We start from the raw sequence: 26,863 nt of genomic DNA, 5'->3' as shown, positions 1-26,863 counted from the left end.
CGCCGACGCATTTGCACTCGACCATGGCACCGCGGGGGGACAACGCGTGACCAACATTCCGGAGACGGGCCGGACGCGGCGCGTTCAGGTCCGGCTCGTCGTCATCCAGATACTCGTCCTCTCCCTGCTCGGCACCCTCGGCGGCCGGCTCTGGTACTTACAGATACGCCAGGGCTCCGAGTACGCCGAGGAAGCCTCCGGCAACCACGTCCAGCAGGTCGTGCAGCCCGCCGCCCGCGGCTCGATCCTGGACGCGCGCGGTGTGCCGCTCGCCGACAACGAGACCCGGCTCGTGGTCTCCGCCTCCCGCACCGACCTGCTGAAGATGAAGGACGACGGCAGGGCCGTCCTCACCAAGCTGGCCGGCGTCCTCGGCATGAGGCCCCGCGACGTGATGGACAAGGTCCGGTTGTGCGACGCCAGGACCCCGCAGCCGTGCTGGAACGGTTCTCCGTACCAGCCCATACCGATCACCGACAAGGTCACCCCGCGCCAGGCCCTGCAGATCCGCGAACGTGCCGAGGACTTCCCCGGGATCACCGCCGAGCCGGAGGCCGTGCGCCGCTACCCGGGCCCCGGCAAGGCCAACACCGCCCAGGTCCTCGGCTACCTCTCCCCCGTCACCGACAACGAGATCCAGCGGGCCAGGAACACCGCCTCCCCCTATCTGCGCTCCGACATGGTCGGCCGCTCCGGTCTGGAGCGCCAGTACGACAAGGTGCTGCGCGGCAAGGCCGGGGTGACCCGCTACGAGGTCGACAACCTCGGCCGCGTCATCGGCAAGGCGAAGAGCGAGGCGGGCGAGCCCGGTTCCAGCCTGGTCACCAGCATCGACGCCCGGGTGCAGCGGGTCGCCGAGTACCAGCTGAACGAGGCCATGAAGGCCGCCCGCACCCAGTGGGACCACAACACGAACGAGAACTACAAGGCGGACGCCGGTGCGGTCGTGGTGATGGAGGCCAGGACCGGCCGCATCGTCGCCATGGCGTCCAACCCGACGTACGACCCGAACGCGTGGGTCGGCGGCATCTCCGCCAAGGACTACAAGCAGCTCACCGGCAAGGACTCCGACTACCCGCTGCTGAACCGGGCGATACAGGGACTGGCCGCGCCCGGCTCGATCTTCAAGGTCGTCCCGACCACGGCCGCGGTCAACGCGGGTTACTCCTTCGACGGCAACTACGACTGCACCAGCTCGTACTCCATCGGCGGCCAGGTCTTCACGAACTTCGAGTCCAAGGGCTACGGCCCGATCTCACTGGGCCGCGCGCTGGAGGTCTCCTGCGACACCGTCTACTACCGTCTGGCCCACGAGGAGTGGCAGAAGGACGGTGGTCTGACGCCGGACAAGAAGGCCCAGGACTGGTTCTACCGGACCGCGCACCAGTTCGGCCTCGGCAAGGAGACCGGGATCGACCTGCCCAACGAGGTCTCCGGCCGGGTCCCCGACCGCCAGTGGAAGCAGAAGTACTGGGAGGCCAACAAGGACGCCTGGTGCCGGATGGGCAAGCAGGACGGCAGTTACGTGGAGAAGATCGCGTACGAGAACTGCCGCCAGGGCAACCGGATCCGCGCCGGTGACTCGGTCAACTACTCCATCGGCCAGGGCGACACCCTGGTGACCCCGGTCCAGATGGCCTCGATCTACGCGGCCATCTCCAACGGCGGCACCCTCTACACGCCGGCCGTCGGCAAGGCGGTCGTCAGCCCGGACGGCAAGCGGGTCACCGAGCTCAAGCCCAGGGCGCGCGGCAGGCTGCCCATGACGAAGAGGACCAGGGACGAGATCGACCAGGCCCTCGCGGGCGTCGTCACCCGCGGTTCGGCGGCCTGGCGGTTCGGCGGCTGGCCGCAGGACAGGATCCCGCTGCACGCCAAGACGGGCACCGCCGAGGTCTACGGCAAGCAGACCACGTCGTGGTTCGCCACGTACTCCAAGGACTACGCGGTCGTCATGACGATCTCGCAGGGCGGTACCGGCTCCGGTGCCTCCGCGCCCGCGGTCCGCGCCATCTACAACGCGCTGTACGGGGTCTCCGACAACGGCTCCATCGACCAGAAGAAGGCACTGCTGTACACCCCGCAGCAGAGCCTGCCGAAGATCAACCCGGACGGCACCGTCGCCGCCCCGAAGGTCGAGGCGTACCCGCCTGCCGAGCAGCAGTCGCCGGGCACGGAGCCGCCGGCCGGACAGACACCCGCCGGACAGACGCCCGCCCGACAGACACCCACCGGACAGACGCCCGCCGGGCAGGTGCCCGCCGCGGCGACGGGCAGACGCGACTGACACCGGTGCGGCGGGCGCTGCTCGTCGCACCGGCGCACCGCCGCCGTGACCGCGGCGCCTTCAGGACCGTGGGGAGAGCTCCGCGGTGACGTCCACCGCCCCCAGGTGCCGGGGGGCGAGGACGCGTGAGGCGGGGGCGGCCGCGGACAGCTCCTCGGCCGCCGTGCCGCGGACCGAGGCCGCGAGCAGGTGGGGCGCGCCGGTGAGGGAGGTGCGCATGTCGTCGTGGTGACAGGGCAGCAGCAGGGGCGGGTGCCCCGTGGTGTCGAGGAGACGTTCCACATAGCGGTGGACCGCGGAGTGCGAGCTCATCGGGACGGCGGCGACGTCCGGCCGGACACCGGCGAGTTCCCGTTCGACGAAGTTGCTCGCACCCATGAGGAGGATCCTCGGGCCGCCGTCGACGGACACCTGGTAGGCGAGGGTGTCGCCCTCGACCAGATCGCCGAGCACCGCGGGCCGCCGCCCGGGGCCGGCCCGGTGGCCGGGGGCGAAGGTGCCGTGGTCGGCCTGCCTGCTGTGCAGACTGCGGAAGACCTCCACCGTGTAGCCCTCGAACTGCAGGTACTCGCCGCCTCGGACCTCGATGACGTCCTCGACGCACCGAGGCGGCGCCCCCATCGCCGCGAGCAGGTGCCGTACCGTCTCGTCGCACACCGTGCGGACGCGGGCCTGCCGCCAGCCGTTCCGAGTCAACAGCTGCGGCACGTCGGTGACATGGTCGAAGTGGCCGTGGCTGACCAGGATCAGCTCCGGTGCCGGACCGGCGAGGTGCTGGGCCGCCACCCGCTCCACGGCGGCGCGGTCGGGCCGCAGCGGGAGCCGGGAGTCCAGGGCGCCGTTCGGGCCCGTGCAGGGCATACGGCTCAGGTACGGGTCGAAGAGGATGCTGCGGCGCCCGCCGATGACGATCTGCCAGCCGGCCACACCCAGCCAGCGCAGTTGCACGGAGGTGGTGTACGGGCCCGCCCGCCGGACCGTCGCCGCCGCGCCGCCGACTCCGGTGCCGGCCGCGGCCGTACCCGATGCCGCCAGGACTCCCTTGAGGACCGTTCGCCGCCCGGCCATGTTCCGCCCACACTCTCTTCGGCCACTTCAGGTGAGGCTGACGTTACGGCAGGTGACAGTGAGTGGGCTGTTTTTCGGTCGGCGTGGTGGGTCCTGGGTGTCCGGCGCGGTGCGCTCCGGCTGCCCGGACCGGTCCGGCAGGCCCCGTACGGCGAGACGGGCGGGGTACGGCCGCCGTCCACCCGCGGACATCGCGTCGGCGACGCGTCCGTGGGAGCGGCGGCCGCACCCCGCCCGGTCACCTCACCCGGCGAGCGGCGCGGAGAGGTTCAGGAGCTTCTCGTCCTGACGCAGTACGGCCTGCATCGCCTCGCGGAGTTTGACGCCGGGGTTGATCCCGATCTGCTCCCGCAGGATCTCCTTGGCCCGGTGGAAGACCTGGATGGCGTCGGCCTGGCGGCCCTCGGCGTAGTAGGCCTTCATCAGGCTGACGTACAGGTCCTCGCGCAGCGGGTCGTGGTCGACGAGTTCCGACAGCTGTGCGATGGCCTGGTTGTAGTGCCCGAGGCCGACGTCGATCAGGGCACGCAGTTCGACCGCCGCCGACCGCTCCTCCTCCAGGTTCTCCCCCTTGCGGCGCAGCCGGCTGGAGGTGACGTCGGCGAGCGCCGTCCCCGACCACAGGGCCAGTGCCGCGTCGAGCTGTTCCGACGCCTGCTCGTACAGTCCGCGCGCGTAGAGTTGACGGACGCCGCGCACCGCGTCCCGGAAGACGAACAGGTCGATGCGCTGCGGCGGCACCCTGAGCTCGTAGCCGCGGTCGTGCGAACCGAGTGCGTTGCGGGCCAGTCCCGCCTCCACCAGGGCCGTACGGATCATCCAGGCCGAGGTCTGCAGCTGCCCGGACACGGTCAGCGGTGGATCGCCGTCCCAGGAGTCCTCGATGATCTCGTCCTTGGAGATGACCTGGCCGGGTTTCAACGCCAGGGAGGCGAGGAACCGGCGCTGCCGCTGCCCGCGTACGAATATCGGATTGCCGTCTCTCAGCAGAGTCACCGGCCCGAGAAGCTGGATCGTCAAATCATTTCGACTGTTGATGACCGTTCCCCCTTTTGATGTGAATCAAGCCGTCGCCCGATGACCCGGCACGGTCGTGCCACGTGTGCCACTGCGACTGTCCAATTCATGACCGACCGGGCTGACGCCGGGACGGTGTGACGGAAGATCAGGAGGAATCGTCAGTCGAGGCGCCGCCCTGCGAGGGGGTGCGCGAGGCCGCCTGCATGGTTCGCACGCGACGGCTTCCCGGCCTTCCCCGTGGACGGCTATACGCCCTGAGGCACCTCTCCCTGTTCACGAATCCCCCGTTCTTGCTGACCAGTTGAGAATGTTGACGGCTTCAGCTGCTTGTCACGGGCCGAGATCCCCGAGGAACTCGGCCGGTTGTCCAGGCATGCTTGTGTGGCGGGATCTCGTTGTAGATCTCCGCCTCGTCGCCTTCACGCAGGAGCGGAATATCGAAATCCTCTTCCGCTCCCCTTTCGCCGCGCCCCGCCTCGCGCCGCGTCCGCGACGACCTCGCATTCGTCGCCGCCGTCCCGGTCGGCGACTCCCTGCCGTCCGGGGCGTGCATCGGCCGGCCGGCCCGTCCGGCGTCGCCGGCGGTCCGCCCGACGCGCATCCCGCCCAATCCCGGTGCGGCCGCGGCCACCTGGGGATTGTCCGAGGTGCCGCCGCCCGGGCCGGATCGTTCCCGGTCGCCCGTTCCCGCGGGCACGGCCGACGCAGCGGCCGCTCCGGCGATCGCCCGACCGGAGGGACGGCGTCTGCCGTACCTCGGGTGGCGACCGCGGCTCCCGGAGTGACTCATGCCGCCCAGATTAAGCACTTCCCCTCTCCTTCGGCTCCCCAGGCGAATCGTTCCGGTCAGAAAGAAGACGAATGGGACAGGCCGCGGAGAGAGCCGTGGGGCATCATTCGCCGCCGCCGACGCCGGATCTTCGGGCCCAGCTTTCCCCCGGAACCCAGCGACAACTGGCCGAAAGCGATCGAACCGACCCTCACAATGTGGTCTAGACCACAGAAGAAAACGGAGGCGAGGTATCCGCGGTTACGCAGCGAAGTGGCCGGAAGTCAGTCCTCCGTCGGCCGATATCACGGAATCACGCCGCTTCCGGACCACATTGTCCGGTGCTCCCGCAGCCACGGCTTCGTCGGCCGCACCCGCACCCGCGCCCTCGTGCTTTCCGGCCATCTCCGCTTCCTCTTTGCGCAGTCCCCGATATGCCCGGGAGAGGGGCGGGAGAGTGCGCCCGGCCAGGGTTGCTTGCCGAGAACCGTTCAATCGCCGACCGAGTCTGGAGACCACGCATGTCCCGTGTATCGACCGGCCCCAGCAGCAAGCCGACCGCCGCGCACGCCCTTCTGTCCCGGCTGCGTGACCACGGCGTGGAAAAGGTGTTCGGGGTAGTCGGCCGAGAGGCCGCGTCGATCCTCTTCGACGAGGTCGAGGGCATCGACTTCGTCCTCACCAGGCACGAGTTCACCGCCGGCGTCGCCGCCGATGTCCTCGCGCGCATCACCGGCCGACCGCAGGCGTGCTGGGCCACGCTCGGTCCGGGCATGACCAACCTCTCCACGGGCATCGCGACCTCGGTCCTGGACCGCTCGCCGGTCATCGCCCTGGCCGCCCAGTCGGAGTCCCACGACATCTTCCCCAACGACACCCACCAGTGCCTGGACCTGGTGAAGATCGCCGAGCCGATGACCAAGTACGCGGTCGAGCTGGAGCGGCCCAAGGAGATCACCGACCTCGTCGACTCGGCCGTCCTCAACGCGATGACCGAGCCCGTCGGCCCCTCCTTCATCTCCCTCCCGGTGGACCTGCTCGGCTCCTCCGAGGGCATCGACACCTCCGTGCCGAACCCGCCTGCGATCACCCCGGCCAAGCCGATCGGCGCGGTCGCGGACGGCTGGCAGGCGGCCGCCGACCAGGCCGCGACGCTCCTCGCCGAGGCCGAGCACCCGGTCCTGGTCGTCGGTGCCGCCGCGATCCGCTCCGGTGCCGTGGACGCCATCCGCGCCCTCGCCGAGCGCCTGAACATCCCCGTCATCACCACCTACATCGCCAAGGGCGTCCTCCCCCAGGACCACGAGCTCAACTACGGTGCCGTCACCGGCTACATGGACGGCATTCTCAACTTCCCCGCGCTGGAAACCCTGTTCGGCCCGGCCGACGTCATCCTCACCCTCGGCTACGACTACGCCGAGGACCTGCGGCCGTCGATGTGGCAGCGCGGGAGCGAGAAGAAGACCGTCCGGGTCTCCCCGACCTTCAACCCGGTCCCGCGCGTCTACCGGCCCACGGTCGACGTCGTCGCGGACGTGCTGGCGTTCGTCGAGCACCTGGACGCGGCGACGGCCTCCCTCGCGGCCAAGGAGCGGCACGACATCGCCCCGCTGCGCGCGCGCATCGCCGAGTTCCTCTCGGACCCGAAGTCCTACGAGGACGGCATGCGGGTGCACCAGGTCATCGACTCGATGAACACCGTCATGGCGGAGACCGCCGGCGACGGCAAAGGCACCATCGTCTCCGACATCGGCTTCTTCCGGCACTACGGCGTCCTGTTCGCCCGCGCCGACCAGCCGTTCGGCTTCCTCACCTCGGCCGGCTGCTCCAGCTTCGGCTACGGCATCCCCGCCGCCATGGGCGCCCAGATGGCCCGCCCGGACCAGCCGACCTTCCTGATCGCCGGAGACGGCGGCTTCCACTCCAACAGCGCCGACCTGGAGACCATCGCGCGACTGGGCCTGCCCATCGTGACGGTGGTCGTGAACAACGACACCAACGGCCTGATCGAGCTCTACCAGAACATCGGCCACCACCGCAGCCACGACCCCGCGGTGAAGTTCACCGGCGTCGACTTCGTCGCTCTCGCCGAGGCCAACGGCGTCGACGCGACCCGGGCGACCGACCGTCAGGAACTGCTGGCGGCCCTGCGCAAGGGTGCCGAGCTGGGCCGTCCCTTCCTGATCGAGGTCCCCATCGCGTACGACTTCCAGCCGGGCGGTTTCGGCGCCCTGAGCATCTGATCATGGCAGCTCAGGACCTTCCCGCCGCCTTCGGGTTCCTGGCCTCCGCCCGCACGGGCGGAGGCCGCCTCCCCGAGGCCGTCTTCGCCACCCGGGGCAGCCTCACCGGTGTCGACGCGCGGCTGCCCGGTCAGACGCTCACCGCGACCCTGGTGCACTCCCCGGAGTTCCCGCCCGACGCCGCGCAGGCGCGCGACACGGACATCGCCGTGCTGATCGCCGGTGAGCTCTACAACCGCGAGGAACTGCGCTCGGTCCTCGACTCGGAGCCCGACGGCGACGCCCGGCTGATCCTGGAACTGGTGCGCCGCTACGGCCCGCACGCCTTCCGGCTCCTCAACGGGCGCTTCGCGGCCGTCGTCAGCACCGGCGGCCACGCCCTCCTGGCCGCCGACCACGCGGGATCGGTGCCGCTGTACGTGTGCGTGGCACCGGGCGAGGTGCTGGCGGCCACCGAGGCCAAGGCGCTTGCCGGGCAGAGCGACCCGCGGGGTTTCCCGCTCGCGGGCGCCCGGCGCGTCCATGGGCTTCCGGGCGTGTACCAGGTTCCGGCGGGCGCCGTGATCGACGTCGACCTCGCCGCGGGCACGGCCGGGACCGAGCGCACCTGGGCGCCGCCCCTGGCCCGCCGGATCATGGAGGAGAGCGAGGCCGTCGCCGCGGTCCGGGCGGCCCTGGAGCGGGCCGTCACGGCCCGGATCACACCCGGCCGTACGCCACTGGTGGTGCTGTCCGGCGGCATCGACTCCTCCGGGGTCGCGGCCTGCGCGCACCGGGCGGCCGGAGCGCTGGAGTCGGTGTCCATGGGCACCGACACCTCCGACGAGTTCGCGCAGGCCCGTCTGGTGGCGGACCACCTCGGGGCGGGGCACCGGGAGATCACCGTTCCGACGGCCGATCTGCTGGCGCAGCTGCCGTACGCCGTGTGGGCCGCGGAGTCGCTGGACCCGCACATCATCGAGTACCTGCTCCCGCTCGTGGCGCTCTACCGCGCGCTCGGCGGCCCGGCCCGCCGGATCCTCACCGGGTACGGCGCGGACATCCCGCTCGCGGGCATGCACCGCGAGGACCGGCTGCCGAACCTGGACACCGCCGTGGCCTACGACATGGCGACCTTCGACGGGCTCAACGAGATGACCCCGGTGCTGTCCGCCCTGGGCGGCCACTGGACCACCCACCCGTACTGGGACCGCGAGGTGCTCGACCTGCTGGTGTCCTTGGAGGCCGGGCTCAAGCGCCGCTACGGGCGGGACAAGTGGGTCCTGCGCGCCGCGCTCGCCGACGTGCTGCCCGAAGCCACCGTCAAGCGGCCGAAGCTCGGCGTCCACGAGGGTTCGGGCACCACCTCGTCCTTCTCCCTCCTGCTCCAGGAGCAGGGCGTGGCCGAGCAGCACGTCGAGGCGGCGAAGACCCAGGTGGTGCGGGAGCTGTTCGACCTCACCGTGGTGGGCGGCCGCCGTCCCGCGGAGGTGAGCACCGACGAGGTGGTGCGGTCGGTGGCCGAGCGGGTCAGCAAGGACGCGGCATGAGCCCGCCGCCGGCGCGGCCCGCGGCCGGCCCGTCGGCCGCGCCGCCCGGCCGTCCTCGCCCGGGCCCGCCGGGCACGCCCCTGACCGCTGCCGACACCCAGGAGGGGGACAGAGACCGTGGAGCGCATTGACTCGCACGTTTCACCCCGCTATGCACAGATCCCCACCTTCATGCGCCTGCCGCACGACCGGGATCCCCGTGGCTACGACGTCGTGGTCATCGGTGCTCCCTACGACGGCGGCACGAGCTACCGGCCGGGGGCGCGGTTCGGCCCGCGGGCGATCCGCAACGAGTCCGGACTCATCCACGGGGTCGGCATCGACCGCGGTCCGGGCACCTTCGACCTGATCAACTGTGTCGACGCCGGGGACATCGATCTCACCCCGTTCGACATGAACATCGCCATCGACACCGCCCAGCGGCACCTGTCGGGTCTGCTGAAGGCCAACGCCGCCTTCCTGATGCTCGGCGGCGACCACTCGCTGACCGTGGCGGGACTGCGCGCGGTGGCCGAACAGCACGGCCCGCTCGCCGTGGTGCACCTCGATGCGCACTCCGACACCAACCCGGCGTTCTACGGCGGCCGTTACCACCACGGCACGCCCTTCCGGCACGGGATCGACGAGAAGCTGATCGACCCGGCCGCGATGGTCCAGATCGGCATCCGCGGGCACAACCCGAAGCCCGACTCGCTCGACTACGCGCGCGGTCACGGCGTCCGGGTGGTGACCGCCGACGAGTTCGGGGAGCTCGGGGTGCGCGGCACCGCCGACCTCATCCGGGAGCGGGTCGACCAGCGGCCCGTGTACGTCTCGGTCGACGTCGACGTGGTGGACCCGGCCTTCGCGCCCGGCACCGGCACGCCGGCGCCGGGCGGGCTCACCTCGCGCGAGGTGCTCTCCCTGCTGCGCTGCGTCGGAGACCTCAGGCCGGTCGGCTTCGACGTGATGGAGGTCTCTCCCCTCTACGACCACGCCGGGATCACCTCCGTCCTGGCCACCGAGATCGGCGCGGAGCTGCTCTACCAGTACGCCCGCGCTCATCGCACCCAGATGTGAAAAGGAGACATCGCCATGACTTCTCCGGTCCTCGACTGCACCCCGTACCGCGACCAGCTCCTCGCACTCGCGGCCGAGCTGCCCGACGTACCGCGCGCCGACCTGTACGGCTTCCTGGACAGGGCCAAGGGGCTGTCCGAGCGGCTGCCCGAGGAAGTGGCCGCCGCGCTGGACACCTTCAACTCCACCGGCAGCGACCACGGTTACCTGGTGCTGCGCGGCCTTCCGGTCGACGAGGACGAGCTGCCGGCCACCCCCACCTCGACGCCCGCCCCCGAGGACCGCCGGCGGCTGGTCATGGAGGCCATGCTCGCCCTGTTCGGCCGCCGGCTCGGACTGCACACGGGGTACCAGGAGCTGCGCTCGGGCACCGTCTACCACGACGTGTACCCGTCGCCCGGCGCCCACTACCTGTCGTCGGAGACCTCCGAGACCCTCCTCGAGTTCCACACGGAGATGGCGTACCACGTCCTGCAGCCGAACTACGTGATGCTCGCCTGCTCCCGCGCGGACCACGAGCACCGGGCCGAGACCCTGGTCGGGTCGGTCCGCAAGGCGCTGCCGCTGCTGGACGAGGAGACCCGCGCCCACCTGTTCGACCGCAAGATGCCGTGCTGCGTCGACGTGGCCTTCCGCGGCGGCGTCGACGACCCGGGCGCCATCGCCAACGTCAAGCCGCTGTACGGGGACGAGAAGGACCCGTACCTCGGCTACGACCGTGAGCTGCTGGCGCCCGAGGACCCGGCGGACAAGGAGGCCGTCGCCGCGCTGTCCAAGGCCCTGGACGACGTGACGGTGGGGGTCAAGCTGGTCCCGGGCGACGTGCTGATCATCGACAACTTCCGCACCACGCACGCCCGTACGCCGTTCACCCCGCGGTGGGACGGCAAGGACCGCTGGCTGCACCGCGTGTACATCCGCACCGACCGCAACGGCCAGCTCTCCGGCGGCGAGCGCGCGGGTGACGTGGTCTCGTTCTCTCCGCGCCGTTAGGACCTGTCCCGGCCGGCTCGCGCCAAGAGCCCCTCGTCCGCGCCCCCTCCCGGCTCCGGGAGGGGGCTGCGGGCCGTTCGGGGGACGTGGGGCGGTCGCCCTCCGCGTCCGGGGAGTGCGCCGAGCACAATGCATGAATATGCTGTCACATTGGAAATAATGCAGTCGTGCGGCGGCCGGGGCCGCCGCCTCCTCGTGCCCCCTTCCGTGAAGGAGACGATGACATGTCCGACTCCACTCCGCAGACACCGCAGGGGTTCGTCGTGCACACGGCGCCGGTCGGACTGGCCGACGACGGCCGAGACGACTTCACCGTGCTCGCCTCGACGGTTCCGGCCACGGTCAGCGCGGTGTTCACCCGCTCCCGGTTCATGGGGCCGAGCGTGCTGCTGAGCCGGGACGCCGCCGCCGACGGACGGGCCCGCGGCGTCGTGGTGCTGGCCCGCAACGCGAACGTGGCGACCGGGAAGGAGGGCGAGAGCAACGCCCGCGAGGTACGCGCGTCCGTCGCCCGCACCCTGGGTGTCGCCGAGGACGAACTGCTCATCGCCTCCACGGGGGTGATCGGCCGTCAGTACCCCATGCCGCAGATCCGTGAGCACCTCGGCACCCTGTCGTGGCCCTTCCCGGAGGGCGGCTTCGACCGTGCGGCCCGCGCCATCATGACCACCGACACCCGGCCCAAGGAGGTCCGGGTCCAGGTCGGCCGGGCGACGCTCGTGGGCATCGCCAAGGGCGTGGGCATGCTGGAGCCGGACATGGCGACGCTGCTGACGTTCTTCGCCACGGACGCCCGGCTCGACCCCGCGGAGCAGGACCGGATCTTCCGGCGGGTCATGGACCGCACCTTCAACGCGGTGAGCATCGACACGGACACCTCCACCAGCGACACCGCGGCGCTGTTCGCCAACGGACTGGCCGGGGACGTCGACGCGGCCGAGTTCGAGCGGGCGCTGCACGACGCGGCCCTGGCGCTGGTCAAGGACATCGCGAGCGACGGCGAGGGCGCGAGCAAGCTCATCGAGGTGCAGGTGACCGGCGCCCGCGACGACGCGCAGGCCAAACGGGTCGGCAAGACCGTCGTCAACTCACCGCTGGTGAAGACCGCGGTGCACGGCTGCGACCCCAACTGGGGCCGGGTGGCCATGGCGATCGGCAAGTGCTCGCAGGACACCGACATCGACCAGGACAAGGTCGCCATCCGCTTCGGGGACCTCGGGGTCTACCCGTCCCGGAGCGGGGACGCGCAGGACGAGGACGCGCTGCGCGAGGCCGTCGCCGAGCACCTCCGGGGCGACGAGGTGGTCATCGGCATCGACCTCGGCATCGCCGATGGGGCCTTCACCGTCTACGGCTGCGACCTCACCGAGGGCTACGTGCGGCTCAACTCGGAGTACACCACCTGACACCCGGCCCCCACGTACGCCGCCCGCGGGCCGGTCCCCGCTATACCGACCGGCCACGGGCTATGCGCGGCGGCCGCCGCGCGCCCTCCGGCGCGGCCCGCCGCCCGCAAGATGTCAGGGACGGCATCGTGAGAAGGGCGGGAGGGACATGGAGACCACTCGGTCGACGACCACGGACGAGGGCTTCGACGCCGGGGTGCGGGGTGTGGTCCATCCGACCGAGGTCACGGGCGGCACGCTCCGGCTCGTTCGCACCGACGACTTCGACTCGCTGGATCCCGGCAACACCTACTACGCGTACACCTGGAACTTCCTGCGGCTGGTGGGCCGCACCCTGGTCACGTTCGACACCGCGCCGGGCAGGGCCGGGCAGCGGCTCGTGCCCGACCTGGCCGAGTCGCTGGGCGTGTCCTCGGAGGGCGGCCGGGTGTGGACGTACCGGCTGCGCGAGGGCCTCCGCTTCGAGGACGGCACCCCGGTGACCTCCGGCGACGTCAAGTACGCCATCGCGCGGAGCAACTACGGCACCGATGTGCTGGGGGCCGGACCGACCTACTTCCGCCATCTGCTGGGCACCGACTACGGCGGCCCGTGGCGGGAGCCGGACGTGGACGGCCCGGTGACGCTGGAGACCCCCGACGAGCGCACCCTGGTCTTCCGGCTGGCCAAGCCGTTCGCCGGCCTGGACCTGCTGGCGACGATGCCGAGCACCACCCCGGTGCCGCGCAGGCTGGACACCGGCGCCGACTACCGGCTCCGGCCGGTGGCGACCGGACCGTACCGGGTCGCCTCCTACACCCGCGGCGAACTGGCGGTCCTGGAGCCCAACCCGCACTGGGACCCGGCCACCGACCCGGTGCGCCGGCAGCGGGCCGGGCGCATCGAGGTGCACCTGGGCAAGGACCCGCACGAGGTCGACCGCATGCTGCTGTCCGGCCAGGCCCACATCGACCTCGCCGGATTCGGTGTGCAGCCCTCCACGCAGGAGCAGATCCTCGCGGACCCGGCGCTGCGCGCCCACGCGGACAACCCGCTGAGCGGGTTCACCTGGATCTACTGCCTGTCGAGCCGGATCAAGCCCTTCGACAACGTCCACTGCCGGCGCGCGGTCCAGTTCGCCACCGACAAGGCCGCGATGCAGGAGGCGTACGGCGGCCCGGTGGGCGGGGACATCGCGACCACCATCCTGCCGCCGACGCTCGACGGCTACCGGCCCTTCGACCGCTACCCGGTCGGCCCCGACCACACCGGGGACCTGGACGCGGCACGTGCCGAGCTCAGGGCGGCGGGCCTGCCCGACGGCTTCCGGACGAAGATCGCCGCCCGCAAGGACCGGCTCAAGGAGTACCGGGCCGCCGAGGCGCTCTCGGCCGGGCTGGCCAGGGTCGGCATCGAGGCGGAGGTCCTGGACTTCCCCTCGGGCGACTACTTCGACCGCTACGGCGGCTGCCCGGAGTACCTGCGTGAGCACGGCATCGGGATCATCATGTTCGGCTGGGGCGCCGACTTCCCCGACGGCTACGGCTTCCTGCAGCAGATCGTCGACGGCCGGGCGATCAAGGAGCGCGGCAACCAGAACATGGGCGAACTCGACGACCCGGAGATCAACGCCCTGCTCGACGAGGGCGCCACGTGCACCGATCCCGAGCGGCGCGCGGAGATCTGGCACCGCATCGACCGGCTGACGATGGACCACGCGGTGATCGTGCCGTACCTGTACCCGCGCTCCCTGCTGTACCGGCACCCGGACGCCCGCAACGTCTACGTCACCGGCTCCTTCGGGATGTACGACTACGTGGCGCTCGGCGCGCGATGAGCACGAGGGCCGGGGCCCGTCCGGCGGACCCGCGGTGAGCGTTCCGCCGGACGGGCCCCGGCCCGAAGGCTGCCGGACGGGCCCCGGCCGAAGGCCCCCCAGGCCTCAGCCCGCCTCGTCGGCCTCCTGGGCGCCGGCGGCCGGGGCAGTGGAGTACGCGGCCCAGGCGACCCGCGGCAGCGGGCGCCCGACGCTCCGGCAGGCCGCCAGTGCCTCGCGGAACTCCGCTTCGAAGAGGCCGAGTTGGCGCAGGAACCGGCGGGTCGGGCCGGTCAGGTCGGTGCCCCGGGAACTGCGCAGCAGCAGCCGGGCGCCGAGGGCGTCCTCCAGCCGGTGGATGCGGCGGGTCAGCGCGGACTGACTGATGGACATGACGGTCGCCGCCCGGTTGATGCTGCCGTGCCGGGCCACGGCCCGCAGCAGATGGAGGTCCTCGACGTCGAACTTCCGGGACCCGTCCGGCAGCGGCGCGGCCTCCGTCTCCCGGGCGCCGTCCGCACGCCGGGCACTGTGTCCGGTCTGGTCCGCGTACCAGTGCCGCCACCAGGATTCCCGCAGCAGCTCCCCGTGGTGCTCGGCGAAGCGCCGCAGATAGCGGTCGGCGAGCAGATCGGCCAGCTGTCCGGCCAGCGTCCTGGGCACCACCGTGGGGTCGACGATCAGGCTGGTGGTGCGGCGCGGACGTTCCACGAGGGAGCGGCGGACGAGCGAGGGCGCGAGCGAGGCCGGGTGCGTCGGGGAGCCGAGCCCGATGGCGTCGCCGCGGCGCAGCATGCCACGGGCGACCGAGGCCCCGGTGACCTGCAGCCGGGCGGGCACGGGCAGACCGGCCGACTGGAAGACCCGGGCCACCAGGACCTCGGAGCCGGGGCCGGTCTCCGACACCCACGTCTCGTCCTGCAGTTCGGCGAGGGACACCGCCTCACGGCCGGTCAGCAGGTGGTCGCGCGGCAGGATCACCCACAGCGGGTCGTCCAGCACGCCGTAGGTGCACGTGGCCCGGTCGAGGAGGTGACGCGGCGAGTCCAGGCTCCAGGTGTGCGCGGCGTCGACGTGGTAGCCGGCCAGTTGCTGCACGACCTGCTGCGGAGCCTCGTGACGGACCGACAGCAGCACGCCCAGCGCGTCCGCGGCGTCCTCGACCACGTCCTCCAGCAGCGGTTCCGTGGAGGCGATGGACAGCACCTCCGGCGCGTGGGCGGCCTCCGAGCCGTACCCGAGGATGTGGGTGCGCACGGCGAGGTCGATCTGCCGGAAGAACCGGCGTCCGGCGACCAGCATGCGCGAGCCCGCCGAGGTCAGCCGTGCCGTGTGGCGGCTGCGCAGGGTCAGCGGAAGGCCCACCGCGCGGTCCAGCCGGTCCAGTTGGCGTTCCACGGTGCCATGGCGGCAGCCGACCTGCCGTGCCACTTCCGCGAGGTCCCCGCACTGTCCCACCGCGTCCAGCAGCGACAGTTCGTGACGGCTGAACGGCGGCAGTTCCGGTCCGCCGGACAATTCCCTTTTTTCATTACGGTCGAGGACCGTGCCGCCGAATTGTCCGCCGCTGTAGGTGACGTGGTCGGATGCCATGCGGCGATCGTAAGGAGGGCCTCTCTTCGCATTCTCCTCGCGCCGCGAAATGGAAGAGAGCGCGAAGAGGGCCCCGGGAGACGTGCGCCGCTCAGGCCTGGTCGGTCGGGCGGATGAAGATCTCGTTGACCGTCACGTGCGAGGGCGCCGTCACCGCGTAGCGCACGGCCTCGGCGATGTCCCCGCTCTGCAACTGGCGGATCTTGGCGACCCGTTCCTCGATGGCCGCCTTGGAGGCCGCGTGCGTGATGTGGCTGCGCAGTTCGGTCTCGACCGTGCCCGGCTCGATGACCACCACGCGCATCCCGCGCTCGGTGACCTCCTGGCGCAGCGCCTCGCTGAAGCCGTTCACGGCGAACTTGCTGGCGTTGTAGCCGGCCGCGCCGCGACCTGCCACGCGCCCGGCGATGGACGAGATCTGCACCACCGTGCCCTGGTTGCGCAGCAGGTGGGGCAGTGCCGCGTGGGTCATGTACATCAGGCCCAGCACATTGGTGTTGATCATGCGGGTCCAGTCCGTGGTGTCGGCGCCCTCCACCGGGCCCAGCAGCATCAGCCCGGCGTTGTTGACCAGGATGTCGAGGCGGCCCAGGGCCTCGACGGTGGAGCGCACGGCGTCGTGGACCGCCCGCTCGTCGGTGACGTCCAGTTCCAGCTCGTGCACCGTGGAGCCGGCGGCGCGCAGTTCGTCCCCGAGCGCCCGCAGCCGGTCCACGCGGCGGGCGGCGATCGCCACGGCGGCGCCCTCGGCGGCCAGGGTCCGTGCCGTCGCCTCGCCGATTCCGGAGCTCGCGCCCGTGACGAACGCGACCTTGCCCTGCAGTGCGGCAGCCATCAATCCCCCAAAACTGTGCCGTGGTTGTTGTGCCCGGTACTTATTGAATCGGTGGTCGCGCTGGTTATGGTGCGCGGATTTCCCGACAATTTCCCGGGCCGTCGGAGCGGATGTCCGCACAACTGATGCGTCGCCCCAGGGACGTTATCAGCGGTGGCACAGTCCGGTGAATGCCCTTCGGCGGACCCGGTTATGACTGTTTCCTGGGGGTTATGCACGCGGGTCACGCGGTCCGGACGTGCCCGTGTGCGGTGCGGCAGATTGGGCTGCGACATCACGTCGGCGCGATCCGTGTGCAGCGATGGGCGGTTGATGATGCAGAACGACGCAGCGCCTCAGAAGGAGCAGGCGGCACCGGCGTACCCGATGCCCCGGGTCTCACCCGTGGATCCTCCGCCGGGGCTGGCCGAGTTGCGCGCCGGCCGGGCGGCGAGCCGGGTGACCCTGTGGGACGGCAGCCAGGTGTGGCTGGTGACCTCGCACGCCGCCGTCCGGGCCGTCCTCGGCGACCGCCGCTTCACCGCGGTCACCAGTGCGCCCGGCTTCCCCATGCTGACCCGCACCTCACAACTGGTGCGCGCCCAGCCCCAGTCGGCGTCCTTCATCCGCATGGACGACCCGGACCACTCCCGGCTGCGCTCCATGCTCACCCGCGAGTTCCTGGCGAAGAGGGCCGAGGCGCTGCGCCCGGCGATCCGGGAGCTGCTGGACGAGCTGCTGGCGAAGCTGGTGGTCGGTGAACGGCCCGTCGATCTCGTGGCCGGCCTGACCATCCCGGTGCCGTCGCGGGTGATCACGCTGCTGTTCGGCGCCGGCGAGGAGCGCCGGGAGTTCATCGAGAGCCGCAGCGCCGTCCTCATCGACCGCGGCTACACCCCGGAGCAGGTCGCCGCCGCCCGTGACGAACTGGACGGCTATCTGCGCGAGCTGGTGGAGGAGCGGCTGGCCGACCCCGGCGCCGACCTCATCAGCCGCCTGGTCCTCGACCAGGTGCGGCCCGGCAGGCTGAGCGTCGACGAACTGGTCCCGATGTGCCGGCTGCTGCTGGTGGCCGGTCACGGGACGACCACCAGCCAGGCCAGCCTCAGCCTGCTCAGCCTGGTCACCGACCCGGCGCTGGCCGAGGCCCTGGCCGCCGACGCGAGCCTGCTGCCCAAGGCGGTCGAGGAGCTGCTGCGCTTCCACTCCATCGTGCAGAACGGTCTTGCCCGCGCCGCCGTCGAGGACGTACGGCTCGACGACGTGCTGATCAGGGCCGGCGAGGGCGTGGTGCTTTCGCTGTCGGCGGGCAACCGCGACGAGCAGGTCTTCCCGGACCCGGACACCGTGGACCCGCACCGGGACGCCCGCCGGCATCTCGCCTTCGGCCACGGCGTGCACCAGTGCCTCGGCCAGTGGCTCGCCCGGGTGGAACTGGAGGAGATCCTCGCCGCCGCCCTGCGGTGGATGCCCGGCGCGCGGCTGGCCGTGCCGTTCGAGGAACTGGACTTCCGCCACGAGGTGTCCAGTTACGGTCTCGGCGCCCTGCCGGTGACCTGGTGAGCGCCGTGAACCGGTTCACCGTCACGGTCGACCCGGCCGCGTGCTGTGCCATGGGCCGGTGCGCGGCCACCGAACCCGGACTCTTCGACCAGGACCCGGACACCGGAACCGTGATCCTGCTCGAACCCACTCCCCCGCCCGCGCTGCACGCATCGGCCCGGCTGTGCGCCGAGCTGTGCCCGTGCGGGGCCATCACGGTCAGCGAGGACTGAGAGCGGGCGTCGCCACGGCGCCCCTTTGCCGCACAGCGGCCGACAAGGAGCGATGATGATCGAAGCCCCTGGTTCCGTCCCGTCCGCCGCCGAGGCCGCCCTCGCCGCGGACGCCTCCCCGATGGGCGAGGCGGCCCGTTGGGCCGTGGGGCTGCTGCGGGGGTCCGGTGTCCCCTCGCAGGAGGCCCTGACCGCGCGCTTCGTGCCCACCTTCCCCGGCCGCAACGCGCAGGGTTTCTCCCAGACGCTGGCGAAGTGGCGCACGCAGGGCCCCTTCACCCTCGAGGCGTACGAGCCGGTCGCGCACAAGGGCTGGATCGTGCTGTCCGGACCGGGCGGCGAGCGCCACACCCTGTCGCTGACCATCGACTCCACCGGGCTGATCCGGATCCTCACGCTCCGCCCGGAGACCGTGATCCCCGAGGTGCGCGGCTGGGACGACCTGGAGAACGCGCTGCGCGCCCCCGGCGTCGACCACTCCGTCCTCGCCGCCCGCCTCACCCCCCGGGGAACCGTGGTGCTGCACGAGTCCGGCGCCGACCGGCCGATGCCCACCGGGTCGGCGTACAAGCTCTACACCATGCGGGCCCTGGTGCACGCGATCCGGAAGGGCGAGCTGAGCTGGGACGACGAGGTCACCGTGCGGCCCGAACTGCGCAGCCTGCCCACCGGTGACATGCAGGAGCTGCCGGACGGCACCAGGGTGTCGGTGCGCGAGACGGCGTACAAGATGATCGCGATGAGCGACAACACGGCCGCCGACCTGCTCGCCGACCGGCTGGGCCGGGACGCCGTGGAGCGCAGTCTGGCCGACTCCGGGCACCACGACCCGTCCCTGATGCGCCCGTTCCTGACCAGCCACGAGGTCTTCGAACTGGGCTGGGCCACGCCGGAGTTGCGCACGGCCTGGGTGGAGCGGGACGAGGCCGGACGCCGTGAGCTGCTGCGCGAGATCGCCCGGCCGCTGAGCGTCAGCGTCTCCGACCTCGGCGACACGGTGCACCACCTGGGCCTGGACTGGCGCATGACCGGCTACGACGTGCTGCGGGTCCTGAAGGGGCTGCTGCAGGACAGCGAGCGGGACACCACGGGCACCGTCGAGCACATCATGACCGCCTACCCGGGCGCCCTGATCGACGGCGCCCGGTGGCCCAGGGTCTACTTCAAGGCCGGTTCCTGCCCCGGCGTGATGATGTTCTGCTGGCTGCTGCAGGACCGGGCCGGCATCCCGCACGTCCTGGTGCTGCGGCAGACGGCCGACCGGCAGGAGCTCATCGGCGACGGCCTGTTCCTGCGCGGACTCGGCGCGCGGGTCATCGCCTCCGGCCTGCTGGACGGCGAAACGGCGGACGGCGCGCGGGCCGGGGCGGCGGCCGACGCGGAAGCCGTCCGGTGACCGTCAGGGACCGGCTGCTCGCCGTGCTCGTCGCCGTACTGTGGGGGCTGAACTTCCTCGCCGTGCGGATCGGGCTCGACCACTACCCGCCGTTCTTCCTCTCCGCCATGCGCTTCGTCGTCCTCGCCGTACCGGTGGTGCTCTTCGTGCCCCGGCCGAAGGCACCGGTGCGCTGGCTGGTGGTCTACGGACTGGGTTTCGGCGTACTGCAGTTCGGGCTGCTCTTCCTCGCCATCGACCGGGGCATGCCGTCCGGGCAGGCCTCGGTCGTGGTGCAGGCCTCGGCACCGTTCACCATGCTGCTGGGCGCGCTGCTGCTGGGTGAGCGGGTCTCCCGGCGGCAGCTGGGCGGGGTCGCCCTCGCCGTGCTCGGCATGGCCGTGATCGCGGTGGAGCGGGCGCGCAGCGCCGCGCTGCTCCCGCTGCTGCTGACCCTGCTCGCCGCGTTCGGCTGGGCGCTGGGCAACATCGCGAGCCGTCGGGCCCGCCCCGACCATCCGCTGCGTTTCGCGCTGTGGATGTCCGTCGTGCCGCCGCTGCCGCTGCTGGCCCTGTCGGCCGTCATGGAGGGCCCGGCCACGGGCTGGCGCGCGCTCGGCGCGTCGTTCGGCGCCAACGGCTGGCCCGGTCTGGTGGCCCTCGTGTACACCGCGCTCGCGGGCTCCGTGGTCGGCTCCGGGATCTGGACGACCCTGCTGAAGCGGTACGAGGCGGGGGCCGTGGCACCCTTCTCCATGCTCGTGCCGATCGTCGGCGTCGCGACCGCCTGGCTGGCGCTCGGCGAGCGCCTCACCGGCTGGTCGGCGGTGGGCAGCACGGTGGTCGTCGCCGGAGTGCTCGTCGGTTCGACCACCGCGCGACGGGGCCGGACGCCCGAAGGGGCTCCGGCCGGCGGTGCGGGCCGGGCGCTCGGCGCGCCACCTGAGCCCCGGGCGGAGGACGGGCACCGCCCGGACCCGGGCCCCGCACCGGATGCCACCCAGTCGCCCGCGGGGCCACCCGTCCAGGACCCTCAGCGCTCCTAGTGCCCCGGCAGGCAACACGCAGGGCTCTGCCCGGCCAGTGGCCCGCAACGCACAAGGCTCCGGCCGGCCGTGGCCCGCGCACGGGTGCGGGCCACGGCCGACCGGAGCCGGCAGCGGGGCCGGACGCGGGCACCGCCCGCGCCCGGAGCCGGCCAGGACGTGGACGACCGCGCCCGGCCGGAAGCCGCATCGCCCGTGGGCCGGACGCGCTCCACCGCGTCCGGCCCGCGGGCGAACCCCGTTCAGACCGCCGTCGGGCCGACCTCGGCGGTCCAGGTCACCCAGCGGTCGTAGGGCTCGAAGCCCATCGCCGCGTTGACCGCGATCATCGGGTGGTTGGCTTCGTCGTTCGCCGTCTCCAGCAGCCGTACGGACGGCTCGTGCCGCAGCACGTGGTCCAGGTTGGCCAGCTTCAGCAGCAGCCCCAGGCGGTGCCCGCGGTGCGCACGGTCCACCACGGTCATGCCCTGCAGCGCGTACTCGGGGTTGCCGGTGGTCTTCGACACGCTGGTGTAGCCGGCCAGGCGGCCGCTCTCCTCGTGCACGACGCCCGTGTGGTAGGCGCGTCGGCCCCGGCCCACGCGCATGGTCTCGAACTGGCGGGCGTAGCTGGTGCGCACCTCCTGCTCGTGGGCGTCCGCGGGCGCGTCGCCCAGCGACAGCTCCAGCGCGGACACCTGGAGCGCGTACTCGTCCGGGGTGATGGTGCCCCAGGTGACCAGGGAGTAGCCGGCCGGCGTCGCGGGGACGCCGTCGGCCAGCGGGTCGTGCCGGTTCAGGTCGAGCCACTGGTGCACGCCCGCCGAGCCGCCGGCGCGCACCGCGCCCGTCGCGGCGGCGAACGCGGCCGGACCGGCGTCCAGTGCCGGGCCGTCCGGCAGGCTCTCGACGACCGTCGTGGTGAGCGTCGACCGTCCGTGCTTGCGGGCCAGTTCGAGCGCGTGGCCGAACAGTGCGCGCCCGATGCCGCGGCGGCGCAGCCGGGGATGGACGAGCAGCTGGTCCACCCGGGCGGCCGGTCCGCCCTCGGGCAGGGCCAGGCGCAGGGAGCCGGCCACCGTGCCCCCGCTGCGCACCACCCAGTCGTCCAGGACCGTGGCGGGCGGGGCGAAGCGCAGTGAGCCGACCATGTCGACGTTGCACGGAGGAGCCGACCGGGAGCCGTCGCCGGACGGCTCGGCCAGCATCTCCAGCCACTGGCCGACCGTCTCGTCGTCGTCCGCGGTCAGCGGGACGAACTCCAGGTCGCGCAGGGTGTCGTGCCCGGCGGCACGCGGGGTGTCGGTCATGCGAAGTCCCTTACGAGTCGGTGCCGTCCGGCGCGTCCCGGACGAGGCCCATCGCCTGGACGTCGTACAGGCCGAAGGCCGGGTGGACATAGACGTTGGTGACCCAGGGGTTGCGGTAGTGCAGAGTCTTGTCGTGCACCAGGGGGAGCATGACAGCGTGCTCCATCACCCGGCGTTCCACGGCCCGCCACTGGTGGGCACGCTCGCCGGGGTCGGTGGTGTGCAGGCTCTGGTCGATCAGGTCGTTGACGACCGGGTCGTCGAGCTCGGAGATGTTCCAGTTGCCGCCGTTGCGCTTGATCTGGCGGCCGTCGACGAGCGGGGCGAGGAAGCCGTACTCGGTGGGGAAGTCGGCGCCCCAGTCGGTGACGATCAGGCCGAGCCCGTGCCTGCGGATCGTCTCCGGATGGCCGGCCCCTAGGCTGAAGTACGTCGCCACGTCGAGTTCCTTGACGGTCAGCCGGATGCCGACCCGGGCGACCGACTCCACGAGCGCGTCGGCGACCAGCCGGAACTTTCCGCGCTGGGTGCCGATCACCGCCTCGAAGCCGTCCGGGAGTCCCGCGGCCGCGAGTTCGGCCCGCGCCGCGTCCAGGTCGCCGCGCAGGTCCGGGCCGGTGGGGTACGGGTCCAGGTCCTGGTGCGCCGGCAGTCGCGGCGGGAACAGCGCGGTCGTCAGGTCGCCGCCGGTGACGGGGCCGCCGCGGGCCTGCTGGAGGAGGATCTTGTCGGCGGCGTAGTGCACGGCCCGGCGCGCGTGCACGTCCCCGAACGGCGGGATGTGCGGCTGGATGGAGACGAAGTGCAGGAAGCTCGTGCGGGGGTTGTCCGTGTGGGAGCGCAGCACACCGTCCGCGGCCACCCGGTGCTGGGCGGCGTGCTGCAGGCCCCGGCCCTCCAGGTTGATGTCGAACTCCCCGTCGATCAGCCGGGCGTCGAGGTCGTCGACGTCCACGCCGATCGTCAGCTCCACCCGGTCGGGCAGCGCGGGCCGGACCGGGTCGGTGGCCGGGTCCCAGTGCGGGTTGCGCTCCAGGTGCAGGAAGCTGCCGGGCCGGTGTTCGGCGACGCGGTACGGGCCGCTGGAGAGCGGGGCGTTGCCGTAGTCGGCGCCGGTGTCGGCGCGCCGCGGCACCGGCGCCGCGCACGGCTGGGCCATCAGGTGGTCGAAGTCGGAGAACGGCCGGTTCAGGTGGAAGACGATGGTGTGCTCGTCGGGAGTGCGCACCGACCGCAGCGGTTCGGCGCTCCGGTACGGGCCGGGGTACGGCCGCGCGGGGTCGTCCAGCAGCGGTATCAGGTAGGTGGGGCCGCCGGGCAGCACGTCCTGCGCGAACACCCGCCGCACCGCGTGCGCCACGTCGGCCGAGGTGATCGGGGTGCCGTCGTCGTAGCGCAGTCCGGGACGCAGCCGGTACGTCCAGGTCCGGCCGCCGTCACCGACCTGCCCGGGCCCCTCGGCCAGATCCGGGACCGGGACGAGCCCGGCGGGGCCCGGGTCGGTGGGGTAGGCCATGAGGGTGCGGTTGAGCATCCGCTGCAGCAGCCACACCCACACGTAGTAGGTGCGGGCCGGGTCGAGGGAGTCCACGTCCGCCGACGTGACCAGGCGCAGGGTCCCGCCGCGCCGGTCGGAGGGGTTGACCAGCGCGCCCACGGCGGCGTCCCAGCCGGCGCCCGCGGCCGCCGGGGTCAGTCGTCGTGCCGGTGCCGTCATCGTGTGGTCCTCTCCCGTTCGGTGGGTGCGCCGGGCAGCCGCAGCAGGAACGAGTGCTCCTCGCTGGCCAGGCAGCCGCGGGCGAGTTTGGCCTCCACGCTGCCGATGCCGGCGTGCAGGACGGACACGCCCTGCTCGGCGGCGGCCTCCAGCACGCGGTAGTACAGGACGTCGTAGTAGAGGGGCAGTTTGCCCTGGGCGTCGTAGTCGAATCCGGCGCGGTGGCCGAACCACTCCTCGCGTCCGCGGGCCCGGGAGCGCAGCACCATGCCGAAGCCGATGACGCTGCCGTCCTTGCGTGCCACGGAGACCATGACGTCGTCGCCCATGACCTCGGCGATCCAGCTCAGCAGCCCCGCCGAGTGCTCCGGGCTGGCCGGGTTGCCGTACTTGCGCAGCAGGTTGCAGTCGAGCTCGCCGAGCCGGGGCACCAGGTCCTGGGTGAGCGGCTCGATGCGGACGTCCACCTTCGCCTCGGTCAGCGCGCGGCGCTCCAGGCGTACCCGCCGGCGCCGGTGCTTGCTCATCTCGGCGAGGAACTGGTCCCACCCGCCGGGCGGGATGGGCAGCCAGGCGTAGTGCGCCGACAGGTGCGAGCGGTAGCCGCGGCCGCGGAGGAGTTCCACGAGGTCGGCGTCGCGCGTGTCGACGTGCGGGAAGCACACCGAGGCCGCGCCGCGCCCGGCGGCGAGCCGCTCGGCCTCGGCCACCAGTGCCTCCACGTCGCCGGGCCGGGCGTCGGGTGCGGCCAGTGGACGGGTGCGGCCCAGGTGGCGTCCGCCGCACACCAGCGACGGCAGCAGGGACGCCGGATCGCCCTGGGCGACGTCGGCGAGCCGGGCCTCGGCCTCGGGCGTCTCGTCCTCCAGTGCCCGGGTGAGCATCGCGTCGGGCCGGGCGAGCAGCCACGGTACGGAGTCGTCCGCCCAGGCGGTCACCAGGGCCGCGACCGGACGGCCCTCGCGGCGGCGGACCAGGAAGTCCATCGTGGTGCCGGAGTTGCGCTCCTGCACCGCCAGCCAGCGGGGCGTCTGGAAGAAGTCCTCGGGGCCGGCCAGGTCCGCCCAGCCCGCTCCCGGCAGCGCGGCGGCGTCCGCCACCCGCACCACGTCGGCCCCGGCCGGTGCCTCCCGCACGACGGGGTCGCCGCTCATGACCGCTCGTCCTGGTCCTCCTCGACGACGAAGTCGAGGTACGCGGCCGCCTTGTCGGCGAGCGCCTGGGCCTCCAGACGGTCCGGGCCGTTGCAGTAGGTGAACCCGACGCAGGAGGAGTTGTCCATGCGCTCCAGCAGCCGGTCGCCCTGCTCCACGTGCAGCAGCACCTGGACGCCGGGAACCGCGGAGGCGGCCTCGATGCCGTCGACGCGCTTGAGGGTGCCCCGCCGGGTGGGGTAGATCATCCGCACGGCGGCGCCGCCGTTGTGGACGACGGGTTCGATCGGCGGGACCTCCCCGATCGCCAGCAGCCAGGCGTCCAGGATCGGGCTGCGCCCGGTGACGTCGGTGACGAGCATGGTCATGCAGCTCGACGGGGTGCGCGGATTGGCCTCGATGATGCGCCACCCGGACTCGGTGCGCCGCACCTCGGTGTGGCACGGGCCGTGCCGGTAGCCGATCGCCTCCAGGGTCTTGCGGACCACGGAGTACAGCGCCTCCCGCTCGTCGTCGGAGAGCGGCACCGGGAAGGTGTGCCCGCACTCGATGTACGCCGGGTCCCCGAACAGGTCCTTGGAGGTGACGCCGAAGACGTGGGTGTACCCGTCCACGGTCATCGTCTCGACGCTGACCTCGACACCTTCGACGTACGTCTCCAGCAGCACGTCCCCGGACCGCGGCTGGCCGCGCAGGCTGTGCCGGATGCCGGACAGCTCCTGCCACGCCTCGACCAGCTGGTCCATGTCGTCGACCCGCCGGACGCCGTAACTGATGGCCTCCGCGGGCGGTTTGGCGATCATCGGGAAGCCTAGCTCGCGCGCCGCCCGGTCGAGCTGCTCGCGGCTGCTGACCAGCATGTGCGGAATGTTGAACGGTACGTCGCCGAGTGCCACCCGCAGCCGGTCCTTGACATTCGCGGTCTCCACGGCTTCCGGGTCGGGCCCCGGCAGCCCCAGCCTCTGGGCGGCCCGCGCCGCGAGCACCGTGTGGTAGTCGGAGAACGATGTCAGTCCGTCCACCAGGGGCCGGCCGTCGGCGTCGGTCACCGCCGACAGCACCGCGTCCAGGTCGGTGGTGTCGACGTCGATCACCCGGTCGACGGCCGCGGCGAGGGGGTGGGACTCCCAGGCGTGACCATGGGTGTACCAGGACCGGTCACCGGTGAGCAGCCACACCTCCAGTCCGTGGTCGCGCGCCTGGTGCAGGCCCAGGACGAAGGGGTGGTTCTGCATGTGCTCGACGATCGCGACTCGCTTTCCCGCGAACTTCGCATAGTCGGCCAGTGGTGTCGTCATCGAACCGCCTCCATGAGTCCGCCGTGCAGTCGACTGGAACCACCAGTTCAACCCGTCGATCAGCGCGGGACCACGGTTCGGGCGGTCGTGTGCATAGGCGGTGGGCGAGGCGCATAGGAACACCGGAAACAGAGCGGGGAGCGAGAGAAGGAAAAGAGAATCACCCCTTGGCGCACCGCTCCCGGGCGCTCATTCCTCCCGAGCCCCGGCCAGTGACAGCACACCGCCGAACACCGCGAACAGGGCCAGGAACAGGGCGGTGGCCGTGTCGCCGGCGGAATCCTCGACCACGTGACCGCCGATGAGCCACCACGCCACCACGCCACCGAGGACGAGCAGATGGTTGCCCCGCTCGCCCAGCAGCCGCATTCCCGCCCACAGCAGCAGCGGCATCGACAGCAGGCCGGCGAACCCCGCCAGCAGGCTCTCGAACCATCCTGCGCCCATCGCCCCCTGGCCCGAGGCGGACGCGTCCTGCGCCCACTGCCGCAGCCCGGTCCAGATCCAGTAGCAGACGCCCGCCGACACCGCCGAGACGAGCGTTCCCTTCGCCCCGCGGACGGTCCTGCTCTTCGTCATGTGCTCACCCTCCCACGGCACGGGAACGGGGGCCTGAGTACGCGTACTCAGGCC

At 72.1% G+C, this 26,863-nt stretch carries 20 protein-coding genes; 11 read left to right on the top strand and 9 right to left on the bottom strand.

From position 1 onward, the window contains the following. Window positions 1-46: 46 nt before the first annotated feature. On the top strand, window positions 47-2,287 hold the full coding sequence (mrdA, locus tag AB0A61_RS12950) for a penicillin-binding protein 2 (protein ID WP_361290562.1): 2,241 nt from the start codon (window positions 47-49) through the stop codon (window positions 2,285-2,287). Between the two features lie 60 nt (window positions 2,288-2,347). Here the strand turns inward: mrdA and AB0A61_RS12945 are convergent, their stop codons facing one another. Further along, window positions 2,348-3,355, bottom strand: coding sequence for an MBL fold metallo-hydrolase (locus AB0A61_RS12945; protein ID WP_361290559.1), 1,008 nt, complete (start codon window positions 3,353-3,355; stop codon window positions 2,348-2,350). 243 nt (window positions 3,356-3,598) lie between these two features. Beyond that, complete coding sequence (locus AB0A61_RS12940) at window positions 3,599-4,351, bottom strand: BTAD domain-containing putative transcriptional regulator (RefSeq protein WP_361290556.1); 753 nt, start codon at window positions 4,349-4,351, stop codon at window positions 3,599-3,601. A gap of 1,314 nt (window positions 4,352-5,665) precedes the next feature. Here AB0A61_RS12940 and AB0A61_RS12935 point away from each other — a divergent pair. The 6 genes from AB0A61_RS12935 (at window position 5,666) to AB0A61_RS12910 (ending at window position 14,190) form a co-directional block, all read left to right on the top strand. Beyond that, window positions 5,666-7,387, top strand: a complete 1,722-nt coding sequence (locus AB0A61_RS12935; RefSeq protein ID WP_361290553.1) for a thiamine pyrophosphate-binding protein — start codon at window positions 5,666-5,668, stop codon at window positions 7,385-7,387. Window positions 7,388-7,389: 2 nt separating this feature from the next. Beyond that, window positions 7,390-8,916 (top strand): asparagine synthase-related protein, encoded by a 1,527-nt coding sequence (locus AB0A61_RS12930; RefSeq protein WP_361290550.1) that lies wholly within the window; start codon window positions 7,390-7,392, stop codon window positions 8,914-8,916. A 117-nt stretch (window positions 8,917-9,033) separates the two neighbouring features. After that, a complete protein-coding gene (gene speB / locus AB0A61_RS12925; protein ID WP_361290547.1) occupies window positions 9,034-9,975 on the top strand; it encodes an agmatinase in 942 nt (313 codons plus the stop codon). A gap of 15 nt (window positions 9,976-9,990) precedes the next feature. Continuing rightward, window positions 9,991-10,968: a clavaminate synthase Cs1 gene (gene cs1 / locus AB0A61_RS12920; protein WP_361290544.1), complete on the top strand. Its 978-nt coding sequence runs from the start codon at window positions 9,991-9,993 to the stop codon at window positions 10,966-10,968. 224 nt (window positions 10,969-11,192) lie between these two features. Then, a complete protein-coding gene (gene argJ, locus AB0A61_RS12915) occupies window positions 11,193-12,374 on the top strand; it encodes a bifunctional glutamate N-acetyltransferase/amino-acid acetyltransferase ArgJ (RefSeq protein WP_361290541.1) in 1,182 nt (393 codons plus the stop codon). 148 nt (window positions 12,375-12,522) lie between these two features. Further along, a complete protein-coding gene (locus tag AB0A61_RS12910; protein ID WP_361290538.1) occupies window positions 12,523-14,190 on the top strand; it encodes an ABC transporter substrate-binding protein in 1,668 nt (555 codons plus the stop codon). Between the two features lie 105 nt (window positions 14,191-14,295). On the opposite strand, the gene AB0A61_RS12905 is transcribed toward AB0A61_RS12910, so the two are convergent. Both AB0A61_RS12905 and AB0A61_RS12900 read right to left on the bottom strand, forming a co-directional pair. Then, window positions 14,296-15,762: a LysR family transcriptional regulator gene (locus AB0A61_RS12905; RefSeq protein WP_361290535.1), complete on the bottom strand. Its 1,467-nt coding sequence runs from the start codon at window positions 15,760-15,762 to the stop codon at window positions 14,296-14,298. Window positions 15,763-15,853: 91 nt separating this feature from the next. After that, window positions 15,854-16,597 (bottom strand): SDR family oxidoreductase, encoded by a 744-nt coding sequence (locus AB0A61_RS12900; RefSeq protein ID WP_361290532.1) that lies wholly within the window; start codon window positions 16,595-16,597, stop codon window positions 15,854-15,856. 384 nt (window positions 16,598-16,981) lie between these two features. Here AB0A61_RS12900 and AB0A61_RS12895 point away from each other — a divergent pair, with 384 nt between their 5' ends. From AB0A61_RS12895 to AB0A61_RS12880, 4 genes are read left to right on the top strand one after another with little or no spacing between them, the layout of a single operon-like run. Beyond that, entirely contained in the window at window positions 16,982-18,139 is a 1,158-nt protein-coding gene (locus tag AB0A61_RS12895; RefSeq protein WP_361290529.1) for a cytochrome P450, read from the top strand. A 5-nt stretch (window positions 18,140-18,144) separates the two neighbouring features. After that, a complete protein-coding gene (locus tag AB0A61_RS12890) occupies window positions 18,145-18,351 on the top strand; it encodes a ferredoxin (RefSeq protein ID WP_361290821.1) in 207 nt (68 codons plus the stop codon). 55 nt (window positions 18,352-18,406) lie between these two features. Further along, window positions 18,407-19,747 carry a serine hydrolase gene (locus AB0A61_RS12885; RefSeq protein ID WP_361290526.1) on the top strand — a complete coding sequence of 447 codons (1,341 nt, stop codon included), beginning with the start codon at window positions 18,407-18,409 and terminating at the stop codon, window positions 19,745-19,747. Continuing rightward, window positions 19,744-20,772 carry an EamA family transporter gene (locus tag AB0A61_RS12880; RefSeq protein ID WP_361290523.1) on the top strand — a complete coding sequence of 343 codons (1,029 nt, stop codon included), beginning with the start codon at window positions 19,744-19,746 and terminating at the stop codon, window positions 20,770-20,772. Before AB0A61_RS12885 ends, AB0A61_RS12880 begins: the two co-directional genes overlap by 4 nt. Before the next feature lie 242 nt (window positions 20,773-21,014). Here the strand turns inward: AB0A61_RS12880 and AB0A61_RS12875 are convergent, their stop codons facing one another. The 5 genes from AB0A61_RS12875 to AB0A61_RS12855 all read right to left on the bottom strand — a co-directional run bounded on the left by AB0A61_RS12875 (window position 21,015) and on the right by AB0A61_RS12855 (window position 26,809). Continuing rightward, complete coding sequence (locus tag AB0A61_RS12875) at window positions 21,015-22,061, bottom strand: GNAT family N-acetyltransferase (protein ID WP_361290520.1); 1,047 nt, start codon at window positions 22,059-22,061, stop codon at window positions 21,015-21,017. A 10-nt stretch (window positions 22,062-22,071) separates the two neighbouring features. Further along, the gene (locus AB0A61_RS12870) at window positions 22,072-23,778 is read right to left on the bottom strand and encodes an ABC transporter substrate-binding protein (protein WP_361290517.1); all 1,707 of its coding nucleotides are present in this window, start codon (window positions 23,776-23,778) and stop codon (window positions 22,072-22,074) included. Continuing rightward, on the bottom strand, window positions 23,775-24,932 hold the full coding sequence (locus AB0A61_RS12865; protein WP_361290514.1) for a GNAT family N-acetyltransferase: 1,158 nt from the start codon (window positions 24,930-24,932) through the stop codon (window positions 23,775-23,777). Before AB0A61_RS12865 ends, AB0A61_RS12870 begins: the two co-directional genes overlap by 4 nt. Continuing rightward, window positions 24,929-26,230 (bottom strand): ATP-grasp domain-containing protein, encoded by a 1,302-nt coding sequence (locus tag AB0A61_RS12860; protein WP_361290511.1) that lies wholly within the window; start codon window positions 26,228-26,230, stop codon window positions 24,929-24,931. The genes AB0A61_RS12865 and AB0A61_RS12860 overlap by 4 nt, the downstream gene beginning before the upstream one ends. Before the next feature lie 189 nt (window positions 26,231-26,419). Next, window positions 26,420-26,809 carry a hypothetical protein gene (locus AB0A61_RS12855; RefSeq protein ID WP_361290509.1) on the bottom strand — a complete coding sequence of 130 codons (390 nt, stop codon included), beginning with the start codon at window positions 26,807-26,809 and terminating at the stop codon, window positions 26,420-26,422. Between the last annotated feature and the right edge of the window lie 54 nt (window positions 26,810-26,863).

Origin of the sequence: Streptomyces sp. NPDC046197 (assembly GCF_040646295.1) — a bacterium.
Taxonomy (GTDB): domain Bacteria; phylum Actinomycetota; class Actinomycetes; order Streptomycetales; family Streptomycetaceae; genus Streptomyces.
Note: the sequence above shows the minus strand (reverse complement) of the source record. Positions and strands in the feature narration are given on the sequence as shown.

Coding starts and splice junctions, on each gene's coding strand:
- cs1 (WP_361290544.1), top strand. CDS start 9,991: ATGACTTCTCCGGTCCTCGACTGCACCCCGTACCGCGACCAGCTCCTC.
- AB0A61_RS12910 (WP_361290538.1), top strand. CDS start 12,523: ATGGAGACCACTCGGTCGACGACCACGGACGAGGGCTTCGACGCCGGG.
- AB0A61_RS12935 (WP_361290553.1), top strand. CDS start 5,666: ATGTCCCGTGTATCGACCGGCCCCAGCAGCAAGCCGACCGCCGCGCAC.
- AB0A61_RS12900 (WP_361290532.1), bottom strand. CDS start 16,597: ATGGCTGCCGCACTGCAGGGCAAGGTCGCGTTCGTCACGGGCGCGAGC.
- AB0A61_RS12885 (WP_361290526.1), top strand. CDS start 18,407: ATGATCGAAGCCCCTGGTTCCGTCCCGTCCGCCGCCGAGGCCGCCCTC.
- AB0A61_RS12945 (WP_361290559.1), bottom strand. CDS start 3,355: ATGGCCGGGCGGCGAACGGTCCTCAAGGGAGTCCTGGCGGCATCGGGT.
- AB0A61_RS12860 (WP_361290511.1), bottom strand. CDS start 26,230: ATGACGACACCACTGGCCGACTATGCGAAGTTCGCGGGAAAGCGAGTC.
- AB0A61_RS12870 (WP_361290517.1), bottom strand. CDS start 23,778: ATGACGGCACCGGCACGACGACTGACCCCGGCGGCCGCGGGCGCCGGC.
- AB0A61_RS12865 (WP_361290514.1), bottom strand. CDS start 24,932: ATGAGCGGCGACCCCGTCGTGCGGGAGGCACCGGCCGGGGCCGACGTG.
- AB0A61_RS12930 (WP_361290550.1), top strand. CDS start 7,390: ATGGCAGCTCAGGACCTTCCCGCCGCCTTCGGGTTCCTGGCCTCCGCC.
- AB0A61_RS12855 (WP_361290509.1), bottom strand. CDS start 26,809: ATGACGAAGAGCAGGACCGTCCGCGGGGCGAAGGGAACGCTCGTCTCG.
- AB0A61_RS12905 (WP_361290535.1), bottom strand. CDS start 15,762: ATGGCATCCGACCACGTCACCTACAGCGGCGGACAATTCGGCGGCACG.
- AB0A61_RS12875 (WP_361290520.1), bottom strand. CDS start 22,061: ATGACCGACACCCCGCGTGCCGCCGGGCACGACACCCTGCGCGACCTG.
- argJ (WP_361290541.1), top strand. CDS start 11,193: ATGTCCGACTCCACTCCGCAGACACCGCAGGGGTTCGTCGTGCACACG.